This is a genomic window from Geobacillus sp. WSUCF-018B (assembly GCF_002809985.1).
GTDB lineage: Bacteria > Bacillota > Bacilli > Bacillales > Anoxybacillaceae > Geobacillus > Geobacillus thermophilus.
The window spans coordinates 1-20,256 of the sequence record NZ_PIJF01000040.1 but is presented as its reverse complement, the minus strand read 5'-3'; the positions used below and the strand labels follow the sequence as shown (position 1 = coordinate 20,256).

Below are 20,256 nucleotides of genomic sequence, written 5' to 3'. Positions count from 1 at the left end.
TCTGTCGTTTCATCCGCTCGCCTGCCCGAGCGGATTTTTTTATGGAGGAGAGAAGAAACGAATGACCACATTGACGAAAACGGTCATCCTCGATGATCAAGGGAAGTCGGTTTCGTTTTCACGTGAAGAGTTTGCGGCGCTGATTGAGCAAGCCGCGGCTGGATTCGGCCGTCTGTCGCTTGATGAATACGTCGAGCGTGTTTGGCAGCTTCTTAGCCGAAAGGAGTCCGTCACGGTAGAACAGCTGCACCAAACGGCTATTTTGGAAGGACTTTCTTACATTGATGAAGAGGAGCCGGACTGGACGTTTGTGTGCGCCCGGCTGTATTTGCGGCAATTGTACCGTGAAGCGGCGCGGCAGCGCGGGTACGATGAGCGCAAGCGGTATGGCGATTTCTACTCGCTGCTTGTTGCGCTGACGGAACAAGGGGTGTACAGTCCGTTCTTGCTTGAACGTTATACGAAAGAAGAAGTCGACGCCATCGGTGCGTTTCTTGATCCGGAGAAGGACAAGCTGTTTACGTACATTGGGCTGCGCACGCTCGCGGACCGGTATTTGGCGCGCGATTATGAGCGGCGGTTGTATGAATTGCCGCAGGAGCGGTTTTTGGTCATTGCCATGACGCTTATGGCGAATGAACCGCAAAAGCAGCGGCTTGCGCTCGTGAAGGAAGCGTATTGGGCGTTAAGCAACTTATACATGACCGTGGCGACGCCGACGCTTGCCAACGCTGGGAAGTCGTACGGCCAGCTCTCAAGCTGCTTTGTCGATACGGTCGATGACAGCTTGCAAGGAATTTATGACAGCAACACCGACATCGCCAATTTGTCGAAATCGGGCGGCGGCATCGGCGTCTATTTAGGCAAAATCCGTTCGCGCGGCAGCGACATTAAAGGATTCAAAGGGGTCTCTTCCGGCGTCATCCCGTGGATGAAGCAGTTGAACAATACAGCGGTGAGCGTCGATCAGCTGGGGCAGCGCAAAGGGGCCATTTCCGTCTATTTGGATGTATGGCATAAAGACATTTTTGCGTTTCTCGATGCGCGGCTCAACAACGGCGACGAACGGCTGCGGACGCATGATTTGTTCACCGGCGTGTGCATTCCGGACTTGTTCATGGAGCAAGTCGAACAGCGCGGCGACTGGTACTTGTTTGATCCGCATGAAGTGCGGAAGGTGATGGGGTTTAGCTTGGAAGATTTTTATGATGAGGAAAAAGGGAGCGGCAGCTTTCGGGAAAAATATTGGCAATGCGTCAACGAACCAAGACTGTCGAAAGAAAAAGTGCCGGCGATCGAAGTGATGAAAAGCATCATGCGCAGCCAGCTCGAGTCGGGGACGCCGTTTATGTTTTACCGCGATGAAGTGAACCGGCAAAATCCGAATCGCCATCTCGGGATGATCTACTGCAGCAACCTTTGCACGGAAATCGCGCAAAACCAAAGCCCGACAGTGACGAAGCGGCAATATGTGAAAGACGGGACGATCATCATTGAGAAAATCCCAGGCGATTTTGTCGTCTGCAACTTATCGTCGATCAACTTGGCGCGGGCGGTGACCGACGGCGTTTTGGCGCGGCTGATCCCGATTCAAATGCGGATGCTCGATAATGTCATTGATTTAAACAATATCCCTGTGCTGCAAGCCGGCCTGACGAACGAAAAATACCGCGCTGTCGGGCTTGGAACCTTTGGCTGGCATCATCTTTTGGCGTTAAAAGGCATTCGCTGGGAGTCGGACGAAGCGGTCCGCTATGCCGACGAGCTGTATGAAACGATCGCGTATTTGGCGATTCAAGCGAGCATGGAGCTCGCCAAAGAGAAAGGGAGCTACCCGGCGTTTCCAGGATCGGATTGGCAGACAGGCGCTTATTTTGAGCGGCGCGGCTACGAAAGCCACGGTGAATTGGATTGGGATCGGCTGAAGCAAGACGTGGCCCGCTATGGGATGCGAAACGGCTATGTGATGGCGGTGGCGCCGAACGCCTCGACGTCGATCATCGCCGGCAGTACAGCGAGCATTGACCCGATTTTCTTAAAAGTGTACGCCGAGGAAAAGAAAGATTATAAGATTCCCGTTACGGTGCCGGATTTAAACGAACAGACGACATGGTATTACAAATCGGCGTACCATATCGACCAGCGCTGGAGCATCAAGCAAAACGCCGCCCGCCAGCGCCATATCGACCAAGCCATCTCCTTTAACTTCTACGTCGTGAACACGATTAAGGCAAAAGAGCTGCTCGATTTGCATTTGACGGCGTGGAAGTCGGGGCTGAAAACGACGTATTACGTGCGTTCGACATCGGGGACGATCGACGAGTGCGATTCTTGCGCGAGCTGACGGTCTTCCCCCGGACGTTGCCGATTCCGGGGAAAGATTCACGCCGAAGCTTAGCTGAAAGGGAGGAATGGATCATGACAATCAGCTTAGTCAAACGGCCGATTATGGATCCAGAGGCGCCGAACCGTTCGACAGGCATTATCAACGGCCGCTGCTCGAATGTGTTGAACTGGGACGATATCGCCTACCCATGGGCGTATGCGAAATATAAGCGAATGCTCGCCAACTTTTGGACGCCATTTGAAATCAATATGGCCCAAGATGTGAAGCAGTTTCCGCAGCTGACCGCCCGCGAACAGGAGGCGTTTTTGAAAATCATCGGCCTGTTGGCGCTGCTTGACAGCATTCAAACCGATTACGCGGGACGTGTGGCGGATTACATTACCGATCCAAGCATCAATGCCTTGATGATCATGCTTGCCCAGCAGGAAGTCATTCACAACCATTCGTATTCGTACGTGCTCTCGAGCCTTGTGCCGAAAGCAAAGCAAGATGAAGTGTTCGACTTTTGGCGAAACGAACCGACGCTGCGCAAGCGGAACGATTTTGTGACGAACGGCTACAAGGCGTTTGCCGAAGAGCCGAATGTGGAGAACTTGCTGCGGTCGATCGTCTTTGACGTTATTTTAGAAGGATTGTTTTTCTACTCGGGGTTCGCCTTTTTCTACAACCTCGCGCGCCAGCAAAAAATGGTGGCGACGAGCACGATGATCAATTACATCAACCGTGACGAGCACATTCATGTTGATTTGTTTGCGAAAATTTTCAAAGAAGTGTTGAACGAATACCCGGAGTATCGGACGCCGGAGCTTGCCGATTTCGTCCGGAACACGTTTATGAAAGCGGCAGAGCTGGAAATCGAATGGGCCGGGGAAATCATCGGGAATGACATCGATGGCATCGACTTGGCTGATTTGGAAGCGTACATTAAGTTTTACGCCAACGTCCGCGCTCATCAGCTCGGTTTTGACCGCCCGTTTGACGGCTATCGGACGAACCCGCTCCGCTGGATTAAAGCGTATGAAGAAGTCGACCTCGGCAAATCAGACTTCTTCGAGCAAAAACCGCGCCAATATACGAAAGTGCAAGTGGACAACGGATTTGATGAGTTATAAATGAGAGAAGCCACGTTTGACAACGGTCAGCGTGGCTTTTTTGTCAGGCAAGGCCGTTCGCCTTTTGCTTGACTTGCCGTTTTTTGACCTACATTTCGCACCCTGAATAAAAATTCAAAGTAAGCCTGATTTTAACGAATAAAAATTAGTTATTTTACAATATTTGGAAAAACATTTATTTTTAGGCTCTTCACCACAAAGTGTACTTGACAAAGAAAGACGATTATGATAAAGAAAATCAAAACAGCATTTTTCCTTTTTATACCACACATCTCTTTGAGCAACATTGCTATCATGTTTGTCTTTAAAAGTCAAGTACATCTTTTGGTGATGAACCTATTTTTATGTGAATATTGAGGTTGTTTTTTGTATATTATGCAAAGATTGCGAAATATGAGTTTTGAACGAACAGCAGCGGGCGTTTTAGCAGGACAGATGATGCCAAGCAGTCTTGAAATGTGAGCGAACGATGTATCATTCAATGGGGATGGGACTTGGTGTTGCTGGCGCGCGAGCAGCCCACCTGATTCAAGGGTGAGCTGCTTCCGTTCAGAGCAGACATGGTTTGTGGCGATATCTCGTTTCCTGTTTACGGGAAATGACGACATTAAAGCAACTGTTCAAATGATATCTCCGAGCCACTTTTGGGCGTGCTGACGGCTGACGAGTTCGTCGAGCTGGCGGATTTTTTTCCACGCTAAGTCGTCGCTGATCGTTCGATAATGGTGGCGGCCGCCGGGCTCCTCGTCGGCTTCGTCGGCCCATTTGACGATGGCTTGGAGCGGCGTTCGTTTCCATTCTCCTTCTGGAAGGTAGGAATCGGTATGAAGCAAAATCGCCAAGGCAATTTCCTTAGCGTTTTGCGGATGTTCGCCAAGGCGGATCAGCAGCTTATGGGCGCGCTCGGCCCCTTTGATGGCGTGGATGTCGTTTTGCCGGTATTGTTCGTAGTCCCAACGGCCGTTTTTGTACCATGTGTAATGGCCGATATCATGAAGCAGTGCCGCTTTCGTCGCCAAGTCGACGTTCACTCCGTGGCGGAGGGCAAGGTGGTAGGCATGGTACGCCGCGGTGATGGCGTGGGCGAGGCCGGATCGTTTTAAATATTTTTGCGCAATCGGATGGGCAAAGACGTCGGTTAAGGTGACATATCTCATCGGCATCCCCTCCGTTTTTTGTATTTCTCATCATCATACCATGGCGTAAAGAGTCAGGCAATGAGAGAAAGTAGGTGGGAGCGGTTGCATGGGAAAAAATAAGCCGATCGTGCTAAAATAGCGCTCGGCTTATTGGATTTGTGCTTGGCAGGCAAGCCGTTTGGCTGGTTGATCCGTTTTTTCGCGCTCGCGCCGCGTTTTCGGAGCGAGAAGGTGGGCGCCAGCCAGAACAGTGACCATGCAACGGCCGCACGTTCCTTTTTTGCATTTGTGATCGAGCGGAACACCTTGTCCTAGGGCGGCGTCAAGAAGCGAAACGCCGGGGGCTGGCTGCACGGTGAACGTTTTCCCTTTTTGTTCGATTTGAATGACAGACGGCCGCACGGCGGACGGCCCATCGGGCTTAGGCGGCGCGGCAGAAATGGAGCGCTCCGATGGCCGGACGGCAGGCTTCAGTGAGCCGACCGTGAATGTTTTACCCATTTTTTTACACATCTCCTTTAAATTACATGGTTAGTTTGAAAATGAATCTCATTTACATCCGAATGAATGATTGGTATCATAATAGTAAAAGGAATTGCGAAAACGCCATCTTGGCTAGGGACAAGGGGGAGACACCATGGGCATTCCGATGAACGGACTGCGCGATATGAAAGCGATTTTGGCCAACGAGCGAAAAGTCGGCGGCGCGGTGGAAGCGGCGCTTCTCCGCCTCCGTTCCGGCGAAGAATATCGAAACGTCTGCATCGTTCATATCGATCAACTAGGCGCCCAATACTATTCGGTCGGTTTTGTGACCGAACAAGGGGAACGGCTCATCGTCAACGTTCATGACATCAGCGTCATCTCTGCGCCTGAACATAAAAAAATTCGTGAGCTGAACAACGCCGCTTATAAACGGGAAGCCATCCACAACAAGCGGCGCTATTTAAAACGCCTCTTTGAGATTTATGAAGGCAGTTATACCGTTCATTTTTGGCGGGAAGCGAAAATGATTATCGATGACATCGGTGTTGAGGCGCTCAGCCCCGAATTGTCGCTGCTCGTTTCGAACGTTCAAGGACAAACGGCCCGCACGGCTTGATGGCCAACTAGCAAGACGCCCAGCGGTTTGTAAATCCGCTGGGCGTTTCGATTGTTGCAAGCAGCGGATGTGGCTATTGAATCGCCTTCGGACGCTTTGGCCCATGTCTAGCCAGCCTCCCGCTAATGTGTCCCCTCTTTCCCTGAAAAGAGAAATTACGAGGCTCCGGCTGGATCTTCAAGCGTACAGATGGCGCTCGGCCGTTTGATGCGCGGCACAACCGATTCGTAGACACGGAACAAGTAGTTCATGTTTTCCGTATCTAAAAACGCGGTTTGCACATCGACGGCAACAGCGAGGTCGATGTTTTGCCGCCCTGTGTCAATGACGACCCCGCGTTTGCCTTTAATGACCGGAGTTTGGTAAATGCCGGCGGTCATCAGCTCGCGGATGTGCTCAATTTCAAGCACGTGCGTTCCTTCATGGACGCGGTGGATCAACGCATACAATTCCGGCGACAAGACGAGCGCGTATGGGCCGGTATGGCCGAGCTGAAGCAGCTTGTTGCGCGCTTCGACGACGTCAGTAAAGGCGTTGCCCGATTTCATCCAATCGCTGCGAATGTGGGCGACTTTTCCTTTGACGTTCATAATGCCCGGCACATCAAATTCAGTTGAACCATTGAAAATCAAATCGTCCTCAAGCAGCGCGCACTGCTGGGCGGCGTTGGCGGCGGCGGAAAAGTCGATCGGGCTGCCGAGCTGTTTTGCCTGCTCAATGTCGCGCCAGTACAAAATAAAGTCTTTATACAAAAGCGGGATCGTTAAATGCACGCGCCGCGTCGGCTCGGAAAGGCTCAGCTCTTTGCCGTGGAAGCTCATATCCCCATGCTCCGGGTTCATATAAATATCGTTGGCGACCGACTGGACGCCTTCGCCAAGCGGACCGTACAAATCGATAAACCTACGTCCGACGAGCTGGCGCCGCGCCGTTTCAATGACCAGTTCGTCAAGCTCGCCCCATTGGCTGCTTGTGAGCGGGGCTTCTGGATACAGCTTCGTTTTATCCATGTTTCCTCTCCTTTCTTATCCGTGTTTTAAGCTGCCGACTGTCAGCTGCCGTCTTGTTCCGATCGATGGGCGGACAGGCGCCGGGTCGGAAGGCGGGACGGCGTACTGCGCCAGTTTCAAATGGTCTTTTTGATGCTCTTTTTCGTCAGTCGGCACTGAAGCGTCGAAAGACAATGGCGCATCGAGCGCGCGGTTGAGCGTTTCGAGAGCGGCTTTCATCTGTTGGTAGTCCGCCGCGGTCATGTCGCGCAGTGCCGCAATCGCCGGTTCATGTTCCGTCCCTTTATAATGAAACAACGACAAATCGAGATGCTCCAAAAAGTTGTGCAAGCCGAATTTTTCTAGGCTGATGTCTTGCAACAAGCGCAAAAAGTCGCCGTTTTCCCGCGATAAGAATGCTTCGTCCGCCAATGCCTCCTCCAACTTTGGAAGCAAGGCGGTCAAACGGTCAAACCGGTGTTCCTCTTCTTCGTAAATATGATGCCAATACAGCCGTTCATGATCATCAGCCGCCTGTTCAATTGTCGGCTCTAAAATCGCTTGAAACTGGCTGAGCGCCTCTTTCGACCGACCGAGAATGGCGCTGACTTCCGCTAATGTGTCGTACAATGGACTCCCTCCCATGAAATCGTTGTTACCATTTTTTCCATATGAGTAGGATTGTAAACATATCTGGTCTCATTCATATCGCACGTAGACGATGCGTTGCAGACATCACTCGCGGACGGGTGATTTGGTGTTGATGGGAAAAAGACGCAATCAGTGCAGCAGCTAATGGAATGGCGTTTCAAATATGGAGACAACTGAGCTAGATCAGAATTCAAATGCGCAACAGCCCATTGCTGCGGATGAATGTTCGGTTTTCACCTAAAATTTTTGTTTTGAACGATATATCGGGGAGACAGCGGAATGAAGTGCCGAAAGTAAAAGGGATAGAGCATTATCTTTATTTGTCGAATATTTTTGTATTTACTGTCAAATGTTATTTTGATATATTCAAAGTGATGAAAGATATCGCAATCTAGGGGGGAGACAATGGATAAAGGGGTATCCAAGCGGGTTTTAGTCGCCAGCCTTGTTGGCAGTTCGATTGAGTGGTTTGACTATTTTCTGTATGGAACAGTCGCCGCGCTTGTATTCAACCAACTGTTTTTCCCAAGCGAGGACCCGACCGTCGGTTTGCTCTTATCCTACGCATCATTTGCCCTTTCCTTTTTTATCCGTCCGCTAGGCGGCATTGTGTTCAGCCATATCGGTGACAAAATCGGCCGTAAGAAGACGCTCGTGATGACCTTGAGTCTTATGGGGATTGCGACGGCCGGAATGGGGCTGTTGCCGACGTATGAAACGATCGGTATATGGGCGCCGGTGCTGCTCATTTTGCTTCGCCTCATTCAAGGGATTGGTCTTGGCGGTGAATGGGGAGGGGCGCTGCTATTGGCGGTGGAATACGCACCGAAAGAAAAGCGCGGACTGTTCGGCAGCATTCCACAAATGGGAGTGACGATCGGACTGCTTCTCGGGACGTTTGTTATGTCGCTTATGACGCTTATGCCGGATGAGACGTTTATGTCATGGGGATGGCGCATTCCTTTTCTGTTAAGCGCGCTGCTTGTCGTTTTTGGGTTATGGGTGCGCCATGGCATTGATGAAACGCCTTCGTTTAAGAAAGTAAAAGAAACTGGTCAAGTGGCGAAAGTGCCGATTGTGGAGACGCTGCGGACTCAATGGAAGGAAGTATTGATCGCCATTGGCGGCAAAGTTGTGGAAACTGCTCCGTTTTACATTTTCGGGACGTTTATCGTGTCGTATGCGACAACGAACTTAGGCTTTTCAAAAACAGCTGCCTTAAACGCTGTCACCATAGCGACTGCGGTGACGACGGTTCTGATTCCGCTGATGGGCAAGTGGTCAGACCGGTACGGCCGCAAGCCGCTTTACATTGCCGGGACTGTTGGGATGATGATCTATGCGTTTCCGTATTTTTGGCTCTTGCAACAAAAATCAGTCGCCTTGTTGATAATAGCGACCGTCATTGGTCTCGGCATTATTTGGGCGCCGATTACGGCTGTGCTCGGCACGATGTTCTCGGAAATTTTCCCGTCCAATGTTCGATACACAGGGATTTCGCTCGGCTACCAAATTGGCGCCGCACTAGCGGGAGGAACGGCGCCGCTCATCGCTACGGCACTGCTGGCGGCGTATAGGAACTCTTATGTGCCGGTGGCTTTATACATTGTGCTTGTCTCGCTTATTTCCCTAGTTGCGGTCTGGTCTGTGCGCGACCGCAAACATGAAGAACTTGATGAGCAAGACGGAATCGCGTAACGCGGTTCCGTTTTTTCAGCGTATTGAAGGAGGGGGATTATGCTTATTTTGTCAGAACAAGAAATTCAACGCATGTATACGATGAAGGATGCCATTTCCGATGTAAAAGAAATGTTGCGACAAAAACAAGCAGGGAAAGTGATCACCCCTGATCGCACGGTGCTTCCATTTCCGAATCATGATGCTTCGATTTTGTATATGCCATCCGCTGAGGAGGGGGCAGCAGTGGTGAAGGTGGTCAGCATTTTCCCCCATAACCCTGCAGCAGGAAGATCGACCACCCAGGGGATCATGGTGCTTACGGATGCGAAAACGGGGGAACATCGGATGGTTTGTAATGCCACGTATTTGACGAGACTGCGCACGGGGGCGTTATCCGCCATTGCAGCTGATTATTTGGCGACACAGGCGGCGTCGCGGCTAGCGGTGATCGGAACAGGGGCGATGGCCAAAGAACAAGTGGTTGGCATATTGGCAGTGAGAGCGATTGAACGTATATTTCTGTACAACCGAACGAGGAAAAAAGCAGAAGACTTGGCGGCGGGACTGCATCAACTGGTTCGGGAATGGACAGGGAAGGTATATGTGGTGGATGAGGCGGACGAAGCCGTTCGCCAGGCCGACATCGTGGTATGCAGCACGCGCTCGGAACAGCCGGTGTTTTCCAGTCAAATGTTGCGGCCAGGCATGCACATTAGCGCCATTGGCTCGTACTTGCCACATATGCGCGAGTTGGATGTGGAGACTATTGTCCAAGCGGACCGCATTGTCGTCGATACACTTGAGGGCGTCAGGCATGAGGCAGGAGAACTCATTCAGGCGGCTGAAAGTGGAAGATGGTCTTTTTCTCAAATTGATGCCGAAATCGGGGAACTCGTCACCGGAGAGAAAGCTGGGCGGCAACACGATCAGGAAATCACCTTATTTAAATCGGTCGGAGCGGCTTTCTATGATTTGGCTGTGGCGATTGGCGTCTATCAAAAAGCGAAGGAGCTCGGAGTAGGACAAGAAATAGAATTATAGGGGATGGGAATGAGGATATGCTGCTTTGTTTCTGCCATTTTGGCGAGAAACAGGAATCCATTTTCCGGACGGTTGCCCGTCCGGTTTTTTGTTCTTTTCCATCCGACGTCACCTTTTGGCCCAGTCCCGAATAAAACAGAATAAGGAACATTGCCCACTTGATATGCGACGCGATTCCAGCGATAATGGAAACGATGTGGAATGAATGCCGCCAAGCGGCATGGAATGAGCGAAGAAGGTGAGACAGAACGATGAAACGTGCGGAACATATTTATCAAAGACTCGTAGAGATTTGTGGGGAAAGAAACGTCCTGCGCGATGAGCCGATGAAAAACCATACATTAGTGCGGATCGGCGGCAAGGCTGATTTTCTCGTTTGGCCGGAAACGTACGAGCAAGTCATCGAGGTGCTGCGGCTGAAAGAGGAGTACGGCCTGCCGTTTACCCTTCTCGGCAACGGTTCGAACGTCATCATCCGCGATGGCGGGCTGCGCGGCATTGTCATGCAGCTGAAGCATTTGAACCGCATTTGGCGTGAAGGAAACAACGTGATCGCACAAAGCGGGGCGGATATTAAAGCGGTGTCGCGGTTCGCGCTCGAACAACACCTCACCGGGTTGGAGTTCGCCTGCGGCATTCCGGGGTCGGTCGGCGGGGCGATTATGATGAACGCCGGAGCGTACGGCGGGGAAGTGAAAGATGTGCTTGACCATGTCAAGGTGGCGACGCTCTCCGGTGAGTTGAAAACATTGACAAACGAGGAACTGGAGCTCGGTTATCGAACAAGCATCATCAGCCGGACGCATGATATTGTGCTTGAAGTCGTCTTTTCCCTGCAGCCGGGCGACTATGCACAAATCAAGGCGAAAATGGATGATTTAACATTTCAGCGCGAATCGAAACAGCCGCTTGAGTATCCGTCGGTCGGCAGCGTGTTTAAGCGGCCGCCGGGCTATTTCGCCGGCAAGCTCATTCAAGACAGCGGCCTTCAGGGAAAAGGATTCGGCGGTGCGGAAGTGTCGACGAAGCACGCCGGATTCATCATTAACAAAAACAATGCGACGGCTGCCGATTACATCGCGACGATCGACATGGTGCGCAAAACCGTAAAGGAGAAGTTCGGAGTTGATTTAGAGCTGGAAGTGAAAATTATCGGTGAGGAATGATGACTGATCCGAATCCGGTTTGCGGGTTCGGATTTTTCTCATTTCGCCGAGAGGAAAAATGAAACAAACCGCCAATAGGTAAGAAAAGGGATTATCCGTGCCCGACGGCGCGTTTGCCAACAGCGTCGGCTGCGGTTTTGACGCCCATATCGCCCGCATGGCCAACCGTTCGGCATGGAAAGGGCGGTTCAATCGTGTTGGGCTTGGCTCGCTTATTTACGTGCTTTATTTAGTGATAGAGCTATTCCGCTATCGACCCGTCGATCTTGACATTTGCATTGACGGGCGAAACTATTCATTTCAGCAAGCTTGGATGGCGACTGTGTCCAATCATCCGTACTACGGCGGAGGTATGCGCATCGCCCCGTCCGCCCGGGGTGATGACGGCTTGCTTCATGTGACGGTCGTCGGGCCGATGCCTCGTTGGAAAATTCTTGCGCTGTTTTTAACAACCCATACGCCGTAAGTCCCCCACCTCTAAGCGAAGCGTAGGTGGGGGATACACGGCGTTCTTTTTTTACTTTTGATCAAAAAAAAGAAAAAAATGGGTAAATCAATGAAAAAGAGGCTCTTCACCAAAAGTTGTACTTGATTTTTTCTGAACATACCCTATTTACGCTTGTGAGGGAAAATCAACAAATCAGTGATTTTTGCACATCTTTGTTCAGGAAACTGTATTGCTTGTCAAGTACATGTTGTGGTGAAGAGCCGAAAAAGAATATATATTTTCGAAAATAAATACTTTACATTAGTAAGTAAGGAGGTGAAAATATGTACCGAACCGTAAAAACAAGCTTTTCTGCGAACAAAGAAACTATAGAGAAATTATTCCACATCCGACGGATTTGTGGGGTGATTTGGAATGATTGTGTGCAATTAGCCCGTTATTATTATCGTTTAGGGAATCATTGGATCACCCAAACCGAATTACAAAAAGAGCTAAAAGGCAAATACCCTATTCACAGTCAAACCATCCAAGCCGTCGCTCATAAATTTTTGCAAGCAAGGGATTCTGCCAAAGAAGCAAGAAAAAGTGATAAAAACATCCGTTTCCCTTACAAAATGAAGAAAACCTTCAACCCAAAATGGGTCGATCAAGCTTTTTCGATAGAAAAAAACACCCTTTACTTAAGTCTCGGCAACACGAAAGGACCGGATGGAAAGCGCCTTCCTAAATTAAAAATAAAACTCCACCATGTTCCGGAAGGGGAAGTCAAAGAAGTCGAACTCGTCTATGACCGAGGACTCAAGTTTTGTTTGTCTTATGAGGACGGAAAACAAGCATCTTCTTCTACTGGAACCAACATCGCCGCTGTTGACCAAGGAGAGATTCACGCCATCAGTGCCGTCAGTGAAAACGGAAGCAGCATCATCATCACCGGAAGAAAAATGCGTTCCATTCATCGATTGAGAAATAAAAAATTGGCAGAACTGCAAAAACTGATGTCCCGCTGCAAAAAAGGATCAAGGAAATGGAAAACATATAACCGTGCGAAGCAATATATTTTATCGAAAAGCGAAGCACAACTGAAAGACTGTTTGCATAAAACGACGAAAGAATTTGTGGACTGGTGTTTGGAGCAACAAATCAAACATGTCGTTGTTGGTGATGTCGAAGGAGTACAGCGCAATACCAAAAAGAAACGAAATAAAAATACGAATCAGAAATTGTCCAACTGGAGTTTTGGCAAACTCTATGACTATTTGAAATACAAATTAGAAGCCAAAGGCATTACCATTGAAAAGGTGGATGAATCTTACACGTCACAAACATGCCCTGTTTGTGGAAAACGAAACAAAGTGAAAAATCGCAATTATCGTTGTGCTTGCGGTTACGAGCAGCATCGCGACATTCACGGCGCAAGCAATATCTTAACAAAATATTTATACGGGAAAATGATCCCGATTTCCATTCAACCGCCAACGTATCTACGGATCACGTAAGTGAGAAGTAGTAGATGGGTCGGACCGCCCCTATGGGAGGAGAAATCCGTTCGCACCATAGTTGCTTACGGTGGGAGGCAAGATGTCGGGAGATATCTGCCGTTATGACCACTAGGGATTGAGTTCCCTGTCTAAAACTAATCAAGAAGATGGTGTTGCGCGTTGCGGACACCAAGAAACGTTGTTTCGCTTCTTCTTGGTTGGTTTTCGACAAGAAACCCCCACTTCGACGCCTACAGGCGTAAGTGGGGGAGGTTCATCCGTATTTTGGGGCGGGCATGTACGAATGAAAGAAGTTTCCGTGTTTGCCGGGCGGAACGTGCACATTCGCCCCGCCGCTCCCGTCCCCGTTCACGCTGATGGAGAGGAAGTGGGGGTGGGAGAGGTGTCGGCTTGGATTGAGGCTAAAAGGATGCGAGTCATTGGCGCGGAACTCGGTGAATGATGAGGGCGTATGTGAAAAGAGAAAGGGGGAGTGAGGAGACAAGTGGTGGGGAAGCGGATGGTCATGTTTGATGTCGTATTCTATGTGGTGTTTCCGATCGTGCTCTGGCATGCATTGCGCAGCCCGGTTGGGGAGTACGGGGCGATGTTGATTTGTACCGTGCCGGGAGCGGTTTATACCGTTTATCGCTATTGGCGTATTCGCAAAGTGCAATGGTTCGGCACGTTTTTGATTGTTAATCTGGCCGTTAGTACGCTGTTGAACATATTCGCTGGCTCTGCGTTGCAGATGTTATGGAATGACGTCTGGTACTCGATTGTTTTGTCTGTCTTTTTTTTGGTGACGGTCGTTGTCAAGCGCCCGTTGTTGCTTTATTTTTCTCTTGATTTTGTGGAAATGCAGGGGGCTCCGCGCTCGGTCATGAAAAGACGGTTTTTGGAACGTGATGTCTTTTCACTTTTTCAATGGATCACTGTTGGTTTTGCTTTGCGCGACGGGCTGTTGGCGGCGATTAAGGCGTACTTGATCGTTCGCTACGACGTCGAAGCGTTTGACCGTGCGATTGTCATTCGCGAAGGCATTGGTTGGGGGATCACGATTCTCTGTATGTTGGGGTTTGTCCGTATTTCGAAAATCATCTCGGAGCGGGAGACCGCTGTCTCGTCTTCCGCCGGTGCGCTATTTTTCGACTGTGAGAGCGAAAAATCAGGCGAAAGAAACAGAAAAATAGGAAAGAAAGGGAAATGGTGAGAGTTCCTTCACGGTTTGGCAGTCAACCGCTTGTTTGCTATAATGGAAACAAGTTTGACAAAGACGATATCCGAGGCGGCTCCTGCCAATTTGTTTGGTGGGAGTTTGTTTTTGCGATGAGCGCCCGGCAGAGGAAAACGGGATGGCCAATGCCATGCCGAGCGAAAACGAAAGGAGCAAACCGGTTATGACGGAGCGGGTGGATGATATTGTTGAGGTTTGTTTATTAGCGGGAAAATTGATGCTTGAAAGCGGCGGAGAGACGTATCGGGTGGAAGATACAATGACGCGCATCGCTGCTTCGTTTGGCATGCCGCGCTCCCATGGTTATGTCACACCAACGGCCATTATTTTTTCTATTGAAGGGACAGACTCAACCAGATTGATCCGCATTTCCGAGCGTTCGACTGATTTAGCGAAAGTGGCGGTCGTGAACGATATTTCCCGGCGCATCAGCCGCGGTGAATTGACGCTTGAAAAGGCGCGAAAGGAGCTCGAGGATATCGGGCGCGCCCCGATGGGTTATCCTCTTTGGCAGCAAACCGCCGCCGCAGCGTTAGCGAGTGCTTGTTTTGCGTCATTGATTGGAGGGATGGTTCACTTTTTCCCATCGCTTTTTTCCGGAGGGGTGGCATTTTGGTGTTTTGAGATGGTGCATCGGTTTGTGAAAATCCGGTTTTTCGCGGAATTTTTTGCTGCTTTTGTTGCAGGAGGTCTCGTATTGTTAATGGTACAGGCCGGATTTGGAGGGGATATCGGGAAAATGATCATCGGCTCTGTGCTGCCACTTGTTCCAGGGTTGGCCATTACGAACGCGGTGCGTGACTTAATGGCCGGCCATCTCATCGCCGGGTTGTCTCGCGGGGCCGAAGCGTTTTTGACGGCGTTTGCGATTGGCACCGGCATCGCCTTTGTTTTATCCATTCGATGATGTGATGGGAGTATAGATCATGGTCGTTATGCAGCTGCTACTTAGCTTTTTTGCGTCGATGTTGTTTGGCATCATTTTTAATATTCCGCCGCAGCTATTGCTGCATAGCGGATTTGTTGGGATGAGCGGATGGACGGTCTATATGTTGACCGTACGTTCGGGCGTAGACAGTGTGATTGCAACGTTTATGGCTGCGTTTTTCGTTGCCTTTTTAAGCAATGCGTTTGCCCGGCGCTATCGAGCGCCGGCGACCATTTTTATCGTTCCCGGCATTCTTCCGCTCGTGCCAGGTGGGACGGCATTTGAAGCGATGCGTCATGTCGTCATGAACGACTACAATGCAGCGATTCCGTTGGCGGCAAAAGCGTTCATGATTTCTGGGGCGATTGCGATGGGGCTCATTTTTTCTGAGGTCGTCAACCAGCTGGTAAAGCGCCGCCCGTAATGGCACGTGTCTGTTTTTTCCAATCATTTGCCTATCGTTGTATTTGTTTGTCTGAATATTATAATGAATATAACGATGTTTTTTCTATCGATTTTGAAACAGCGGGGGAGAGCGGAATGAAAGACATTATCGAGCAGATGAAAGCGGAGCTATGGGAGGTTTTCGATCACCTTCACCGCCATCCAGAAATCAGCTGGGAAGAGTGGCAAACGACTGAATTTCTCCGCCGAGAGTTGGAGCGCGAAGGATATCGGGTGCGGACGTTTGCCGATTGCCCGGGTGTGGTGGCGGAAATCGGCGCCGGGCCGTTTACGGTTGGGGTGCGCAGCGATATGGATGCGCTTTGGCAAGAAGTGAACGGCGTTTGGCAGCCGAACCATGCGTGCGGGCATGATGCCCACATGACGATCGTGCTCGGGGTGGCGAAGCTGCTTCGCCGCATCGGCTATGAGCCGCCGGGGACGCTCCGGTTTTTGTTCCAGCCGGCCGAGGAGAAAGGAACAGGGGCGTTAAAGCTGATCGAAAAAGGAGCGGTCGACGGCGTGTCGTTTTTATACGGCGTTCACCTGCGGCCGATTCAAGAAGTGAAAGGCGGATATGCGGCGCCGGCGATCATCCATGGGGCGGCGCAATGCATCGAAGGGCGGATCCGCGGTGTGGCGGCGCACGCGGCGCGGCCGCATTTAGGCGTCAATGTCATTGAAGTCGGCAGCGCCATTGTGCAAGAGCTCGGCAAAATTCATGTCGATCCCCAAGTGCCAGCGTCGATCAAAATGACGAAGTTTCATGCCGGTGAAAAAGATGCGAACACGATCCCGGACTACGCGGAATTCGCCCTTGATTTGCGGGCGCAAACGAACGAGGCGATGGAGCGGCTCGTTGAAGGGCTGCGCCATGTGATCAACGGGGTCGCTGCCATTTATGGGGCGGAGATTGAACTAGTGGAACGGACGCGCATCGTCGCCGCTCATCCTGATCCAGATGCGGTGCGGCTGATGGAGGAGGCGATTATCGCGGCCTTGGGGACGGAAAAATGCGTTCCGCCGGTTGTGACATCGGGAGGAGAGGATTTCCATTTTTATTCCTTTCAAAAACCGGAGCTGAAGACAACGATGCTCGGGTTAGGCTGTGACTTGCGTCCGGGGCTCCATCACCCGAACATGACGTTCCGGCGCGATGATTTGCTTTCCGGTGTGGAAATTTTGGCGCGAACGGTCATCAATACGTTTGCGCTGCAGGGGGAGAACGAGCGTGTCTCTGTCACTGCAAATCCTTGAGACGATCGAACAGTTGAAAGAGATGGCCAAGCTTGAGGAGGAGATTTGGAAAACAGCGCCGGTTCCGCTCCATCAAACGTTGACGGCGGCAAAAAACGGCGGCATTGTGATCGGCGCGTATATGGACGGGAAACTCGTCGGCTTTGTGTATAGCTTCCCTGGGTTTCGAAACGGGGAAGTGTATCTTTGTTCCCATATGATGGGGATTGATGCTTCCTTTCGCGACCGAGGAATCGGCTGCCGTCTGAAAAGGAAGCAGGCGGAAGAAGCGCGGCGGCGCGGCTACCGAGTCATCCGCTGGACGTATGATCCGCTGCAAAGCCGCAACGGCTATTTGAACTTGGCGAAGCTTGGGGCTGTTGGCGTCGAGTATGTGGAAAACTGCTACGGCGAAATGAATGACGCGTTGAACGGTCAACTGCCGTCTGACCGCTTCATCGTCGAATGGCGGCTTGATGAGCGAGTGACTGGGGAACGGAATTTGGTTGAAGCAGATCTTCTCAAGGCCAGAAGGTTGACGGTGCTCGAGGCAGGGCAAAGGGCTGACGGCCTATTGCAGCCGGTGCCGAGAGACATCGATGGAACAGCGGCGCCGTTGCTGTTGACAGCCATCCCGCTTGACTTTCCGCAGCTGAAAGAGCAGGATTTCGCGCTGGCGCTTGAGTGGCGGCTGGCGACGCGCGCCTTGTTTCAGCGGCTGCTTGCGGAAGGATGGATTGCCGCCGGCGCTTGGCGCTGCCTGGAGGAAGGAGTGCTTTATTACATATGGAAGCGGCGGAGTGAACGATGGCAGCAGAAAGGGGAAGAAGAATGACGATCAACATCGAGTACGTCATATTGCGCCATTTGCAAATGGAGTTGAAGGCGCCGTTTACGACGAGCTTCGGCACGTTTCAAAGGAAAGAGTTGATTTTAGTGGAAGTTGTCGATCGCGACGGCGTTTCCGGCTGGGGTGAATCGGTCGCATTTTCCGCCCCGTGGTACAGCGAGGAAACGGTGAAAACGAACTGGCATATGCTCGAGGATTTCCTTGTGCCGCTTGCGTTGGCTGAGCCGATCCACCACCCGGAGGAGCTGTCAAAGCGCTTTGCCGCCATCCGCCAAAACAACATGGCGAAAGCGGCGCTTGAGGGGGCGGTATGGGATTTGTACACCAAGCGGCTCGGCGTTCCGCTTTCTCAAGCTCTCGGAGGAACGAAAAAGGACATTGAAGTCGGCGTCAGCATCGGCATCCAGCCGACGGTTGCCGATCTGCTTCAGGTGATGGAACGGTATGTGGCGCAAGGGTACCGGCGGATCAAGGTGAAAATCAAGCCGGGATGGGACGTTGATGTCATCCGCGACGTGCGGCGCGCGTTTCCTGACGTGCCGCTTATGGCCGATGCCAATTCAGCGTATACGCTTGCCGATGCGGATCGGCTGAAAGCGCTCGATGAATTCGGGTTGCTGATGATCGAGCAGCCGCTCGCCGCTGACGATCTTGTCGATCACGCTCGGCTGCAGCCGCTCCTTCAGACGCCGGTTTGCCTTGATGAAAGCATTCGTTCCTATGACGATGCGCGCAAGGCGCTTGACCTTGGCAGCTGCCGCATCATCAACATCAAAATCGGGCGCGTTGGCGGGCTTGGCGAGGCGAAGCGCATCCACGATCTTTGCGCTGAGCGCGGTGCGCCGGTCTGGTGCGGGGGGATGCTGGAGGCAGGCGTCGGGCGCGCCCACAACATCGCGATCACGACGTTGGAAAACTTCACCCTTCCCGGCGACACTGCCGCGTCGTCGCATTATTGGGAGCGGGATATCATCACGCCGGAAGTTGAGGTGCACGGCGGCTTGATCCGCGTGCCGGACGCCCCGGGCATCGGCTATGACGTCGACCGCCGCCAAGTGGAGCGGTATACGCAGTTTGCGAAGGTGTTTCACCGTACGGCGACGGCATAAAGGATGATAAAGGGAGAAAGAAAAAATGATGATCAGACCGATTGAAGTTCGCGATGCGGAACATTTCTTGGAGTTGTGCAAAAAAATTGATGAATCTGGTTTTATGTTATTTGAGCCTGGCGAACGGCAAACAACGGTTGAACAACAAAGCAAATCGATTGAAAGAATGTTGTCTGAGCCGAATAAAATGATCTTTGTTGCTGAAACGGAAAACAAGCTTGTCGGGTTCCTTGCTGTCATAGGAGGTGATGTAAAACGAAATCGACATTCTGCCAATGTTGTTTTGGGAGTTCTTGAAGACTATCAAGGACAGGGCATTGCCACTAAACTATTCAACAAAGCGTTTGAGTGGGCAAAGAAAGTTGGAATTTTGAGATTAGGACTTACGGTCATGAAAGGGAACGATAAGGCGTTTAACTTATATAGGAAGATGGGGTTCGTATTAGAAGGCGAGAGGGTTCAATCGTTAAGAGTGAATGGGGAATTTGTAAATGAATATTACCTATACAAACTGTTATAATGCTAATTGGGGCTGGCCCAAACGCAAGTGTAAATTATCATTTTATTTCAGCACAAAACGCCCTTTTTTTTTGCACATTCTTTCAGAAAGCCCTCTCCCCTTTTCTGAAGGAATGTGCTAATTTTTTTGTGAATTGTTTCGGACGAAGATTTCCATTCGTTTCAAGGAGAGGGGGAGGAAGTGTGATCCAGTTTCACGACTTTGGCATTGACATTCAAACGTATACGGATCGTGGGAAAGGGAACGATGATTTTCCCGACGTGAACCAATGCCCCCACTGTCCATCCCGCCGCCCCTTGCATCGTCACGGATACGACCAACGCTATGCGTTGACGGCAGAGGGGGAGTATCGCCTTTGGATCGCACGATATCGCTGTCAAGAGTGCCGTAAAACCGTGAGTGTGCTGCCTTCTTTTCTCCTCCCGTATGTTCAATATACACGGCCGGTCATCTGGCAAGCGGTCAAAACGTGGCTCGAAACGCCAAGGCGAGGAGCGAAGACCAAACAGGTTGTTTTTCCCACCAAGGAGGTCATCTTGTTTTATGTCCGACGATTTTTACGGAATCTTTCCCGCTTGCATCACGCGGCGGTGAGAAGGTGAGGGATCATCGGCCCTGTGGGGAACGCAAGAACAGAACGGGCGGTTTGGTGGATGCAGACCTTGGAGGGACGGGAGGTTGGCTCGATCATCCAAGACCTGTGGACAAACGAGAGGTGGCATCCGTTTGCGGATCAAATTGCTTCCTGATTTTCTACTTAACACCAAAAACGGAGATGG

The 20,256-nt window shown here is 51.1% G+C and carries 20 protein-coding genes and 1 pseudogene; 17 read left to right on the top strand and 4 right to left on the bottom strand.

The features are described from left to right. Window positions 1-61 precede the first annotated feature (61 nt). Both CV944_RS12145 and CV944_RS12140 read left to right on the top strand, forming a co-directional pair. On the top strand, window positions 62-2,344 hold the full coding sequence (locus CV944_RS12145) for a ribonucleoside-diphosphate reductase subunit alpha (RefSeq protein ID WP_100664253.1): 2,283 nt from the start codon (window positions 62-64) through the stop codon (window positions 2,342-2,344). 74 nt (window positions 2,345-2,418) lie between these two features. Then, on the top strand, window positions 2,419-3,459 hold the full coding sequence (locus tag CV944_RS12140; RefSeq protein WP_100664261.1) for a ribonucleotide-diphosphate reductase subunit beta: 1,041 nt from the start codon (window positions 2,419-2,421) through the stop codon (window positions 3,457-3,459). A 620-nt stretch (window positions 3,460-4,079) separates the two neighbouring features. On the opposite strand, the gene CV944_RS12135 is transcribed toward CV944_RS12140, so the two are convergent. Both CV944_RS12135 and CV944_RS12130 read right to left on the bottom strand, forming a co-directional pair. Next, window positions 4,080-4,616 carry an HD domain-containing protein gene (locus CV944_RS12135; protein WP_100664252.1) on the bottom strand — a complete coding sequence of 179 codons (537 nt, stop codon included), beginning with the start codon at window positions 4,614-4,616 and terminating at the stop codon, window positions 4,080-4,082. A gap of 129 nt (window positions 4,617-4,745) precedes the next feature. Beyond that, window positions 4,746-5,099: a 2Fe-2S iron-sulfur cluster-binding protein gene (locus CV944_RS12130; RefSeq protein ID WP_100664251.1), complete on the bottom strand. Its 354-nt coding sequence runs from the start codon at window positions 5,097-5,099 to the stop codon at window positions 4,746-4,748. Window positions 5,100-5,235: 136 nt separating this feature from the next. On the opposite strand from CV944_RS12130, the gene CV944_RS12125 reads away from it, so the two are divergent. Continuing rightward, complete coding sequence (locus CV944_RS12125) at window positions 5,236-5,700, top strand: hypothetical protein (RefSeq protein ID WP_044731963.1); 465 nt, start codon at window positions 5,236-5,238, stop codon at window positions 5,698-5,700. A gap of 155 nt (window positions 5,701-5,855) precedes the next feature. Here the strand turns inward: CV944_RS12125 and CV944_RS12120 are convergent, their stop codons facing one another. Both CV944_RS12120 and CV944_RS12115 read right to left on the bottom strand, forming a co-directional pair. After that, complete coding sequence (locus CV944_RS12120; protein WP_100664250.1) at window positions 5,856-6,710, bottom strand: family 1 encapsulin nanocompartment shell protein; 855 nt, start codon at window positions 6,708-6,710, stop codon at window positions 5,856-5,858. Window positions 6,711-6,725: 15 nt separating this feature from the next. After that, window positions 6,726-7,319 carry an IMEF encapsulin system ferritin-like cargo protein gene (locus tag CV944_RS12115; protein WP_100664249.1) on the bottom strand — a complete coding sequence of 198 codons (594 nt, stop codon included), beginning with the start codon at window positions 7,317-7,319 and terminating at the stop codon, window positions 6,726-6,728. A 426-nt stretch (window positions 7,320-7,745) separates the two neighbouring features. On the opposite strand from CV944_RS12115, the gene CV944_RS12105 reads away from it, so the two are divergent. The 14 genes and pseudogenes from CV944_RS12105 (at window position 7,746) to CV944_RS17645 (ending at window position 20,226) form a co-directional block, all read left to right on the top strand. Then, the gene (locus CV944_RS12105; protein ID WP_033024923.1) at window positions 7,746-9,038 is read left to right on the top strand and encodes an MFS transporter; all 1,293 of its coding nucleotides are present in this window, start codon (window positions 7,746-7,748) and stop codon (window positions 9,036-9,038) included. A gap of 39 nt (window positions 9,039-9,077) precedes the next feature. Further along, window positions 9,078-10,061, top strand: a complete 984-nt coding sequence (locus CV944_RS12100; protein WP_033015762.1) for an ornithine cyclodeaminase family protein — start codon at window positions 9,078-9,080, stop codon at window positions 10,059-10,061. A gap of 251 nt (window positions 10,062-10,312) precedes the next feature. Continuing rightward, entirely contained in the window at window positions 10,313-11,227 is a 915-nt protein-coding gene (gene murB, locus CV944_RS12095) for a UDP-N-acetylmuramate dehydrogenase (protein WP_044745550.1), read from the top strand. A gap of 97 nt (window positions 11,228-11,324) precedes the next feature. Next, window positions 11,325-11,693, top strand: coding sequence for a diacylglycerol/lipid kinase family protein (locus tag CV944_RS12090; protein ID WP_233205006.1), 369 nt, complete (start codon window positions 11,325-11,327; stop codon window positions 11,691-11,693). Window positions 11,694-11,998: 305 nt separating this feature from the next. Further along, the gene (locus tag CV944_RS12085) at window positions 11,999-13,171 is read left to right on the top strand and encodes an RNA-guided endonuclease InsQ/TnpB family protein (RefSeq protein WP_020754490.1); all 1,173 of its coding nucleotides are present in this window, start codon (window positions 11,999-12,001) and stop codon (window positions 13,169-13,171) included. 118 nt (window positions 13,172-13,289) lie between these two features. Next, complete coding sequence (locus tag CV944_RS17880; protein ID WP_369806436.1) at window positions 13,290-13,616, top strand: hypothetical protein; 327 nt, start codon at window positions 13,290-13,292, stop codon at window positions 13,614-13,616. Window positions 13,617-13,661: 45 nt separating this feature from the next. Further along, entirely contained in the window at window positions 13,662-14,366 is a 705-nt protein-coding gene (locus CV944_RS12075) for a VC0807 family protein (RefSeq protein ID WP_232722136.1), read from the top strand. 187 nt (window positions 14,367-14,553) lie between these two features. Continuing rightward, complete coding sequence (locus CV944_RS12070; RefSeq protein WP_100664260.1) at window positions 14,554-15,297, top strand: threonine/serine exporter family protein; 744 nt, start codon at window positions 14,554-14,556, stop codon at window positions 15,295-15,297. Window positions 15,298-15,316: 19 nt separating this feature from the next. Next, window positions 15,317-15,742 carry a threonine/serine exporter family protein gene (locus tag CV944_RS12065; RefSeq protein WP_100664248.1) on the top strand — a complete coding sequence of 142 codons (426 nt, stop codon included), beginning with the start codon at window positions 15,317-15,319 and terminating at the stop codon, window positions 15,740-15,742. 116 nt (window positions 15,743-15,858) lie between these two features. Then, entirely contained in the window at window positions 15,859-17,019 is a 1,161-nt protein-coding gene (locus CV944_RS12060; protein WP_100664247.1) for a M20 peptidase aminoacylase family protein, read from the top strand. Then, window positions 16,994-17,833, top strand: coding sequence for a GNAT family N-acetyltransferase (locus tag CV944_RS12055; RefSeq protein WP_015374230.1), 840 nt, complete (start codon window positions 16,994-16,996; stop codon window positions 17,831-17,833). Before CV944_RS12060 ends, CV944_RS12055 begins: the two co-directional genes overlap by 26 nt. Beyond that, window positions 17,830-18,957: an o-succinylbenzoate synthase gene (menC, locus tag CV944_RS12050; protein WP_100664246.1), complete on the top strand. Its 1,128-nt coding sequence runs from the start codon at window positions 17,830-17,832 to the stop codon at window positions 18,955-18,957. Before CV944_RS12055 ends, menC begins: the two co-directional genes overlap by 4 nt. Before the next feature lie 25 nt (window positions 18,958-18,982). Then, a complete protein-coding gene (locus CV944_RS12045) occupies window positions 18,983-19,477 on the top strand; it encodes a GNAT family N-acetyltransferase (protein WP_094239770.1) in 495 nt (164 codons plus the stop codon). A 182-nt stretch (window positions 19,478-19,659) separates the two neighbouring features. Next, window positions 19,660-20,226 (top strand): annotated as a pseudogene (locus tag CV944_RS17645) (DUF6431 domain-containing protein). Window positions 20,227-20,256 lie beyond the last annotated feature (30 nt).